General features: G+C 62.0%; 1 protein-coding gene. It reads left to right on the top strand.

What is annotated here, in order from left to right; all coding sequences use genetic code 11:
- A partial coding sequence (locus tag IM271_RS20125; protein ID WP_370532095.1) for an IS481 family transposase occupies nt 1-1,095 on the top strand: 1,095 nt, incomplete at its 5' end.
- Between the last annotated feature and the right edge of the window lie 53 nt (nt 1,096-1,148).

The raw sequence follows: 1,148 nt of genomic DNA on the forward strand, positions 1-1,148 counted from the left end.
CTGTTCGCCTCGCAGGACGGGGCGAACATCCGTTTCCTCTGCCGTCAGTTCGGCATTTCTCCTGCCACCGGCTACAAGTGGCTTCAGCGCTGGGCTGAGGAAGGTGCCTCCGGTCTTCAGGACCGCTCCCGCGCACCTCATCATTCCCCGAACCGCTCATCTGACGACATCACGGCCCTGCTGCGCATGGCGCATGACCGTCATCAACGCTGGGGCGCCCGCAAGATTAAGCGCTGGCTTGAAGACCAGGGGCACCGTATGCCCGCCTTCAGCACCGTCCATAATCTGATGGCCCGTCACGGTCTGCTGCCGGGCGCATCACCGGGCGTTCCGGCTACGGGACGCTTCGAACATGACGCGCCGAACCGGCTCTGGCAGATGGATTTTAAGGGCCACTTTCCCTTTGGCGGTGGCCGCTGCCATCCGCTCACCCTGCTGGACGACCACTCCCGTTTTTCCCTGTGCCTGGCGCACTGTACCGATGAACGGCGCGAGACCGTGCAGCAGCAGCTGGTCAGCGCGTTTGAACGCTACGGCCTGCCGGACAGGATGACGATGGACAACGGCTCACCGTGGGGCGACACCACCGGCACCTGGACGGCGCTGGAGCTGTGGCTGATGCGCCACGGTATCCGGGTGGGGCACTCCCGGCCTTATCATCCGCAGACGCAGGGCAAGCTGGAGCGTTTTCACCGCAGCCTGAAGGCGGAAGTGCTGCAGGGAAAATGGTTCGCGGACAGCGGAGAGCTGCAGCGCGCTTTCGATCACTGGCGCACGGTGTACAACCTTGAACGCCCGCACGAGGCGCTGGATATGGCGGTACCGGCCTCGCGTTATCAGCCGTCTGCCCGGCAGTACAGCGGCAGCGTAACGCCACCTGAATACGATGAAGGGGTGAAGGTCAGGAAAGTGGATGTCAGCGGAAAGCTGAGCATACAGGGTGTCAGTCTGAGCGCAGGCAAGGCGTTCAGGGGAGAACGGGTCGGGCTGAGGGAGACGCAGGATGACGGCTGCTATGAAGTGTGGTGGTACAGCACGAAAGTGGGGCTGATCGACCTGAAGAAAAAGTCGATCACCATGGGTAAAGGATGTTAAAAAGTGTTCACCATGTCCCCGAACACCTGTCTACCATGTCCCCGGACTGTACA

Origin of the sequence: Enterobacter cloacae complex sp. I3, assembly GCF_014896175.1 — a bacterium.
GTDB lineage: Bacteria > Pseudomonadota > Gammaproteobacteria > Enterobacterales > Enterobacteriaceae > Enterobacter > Enterobacter bugandensis.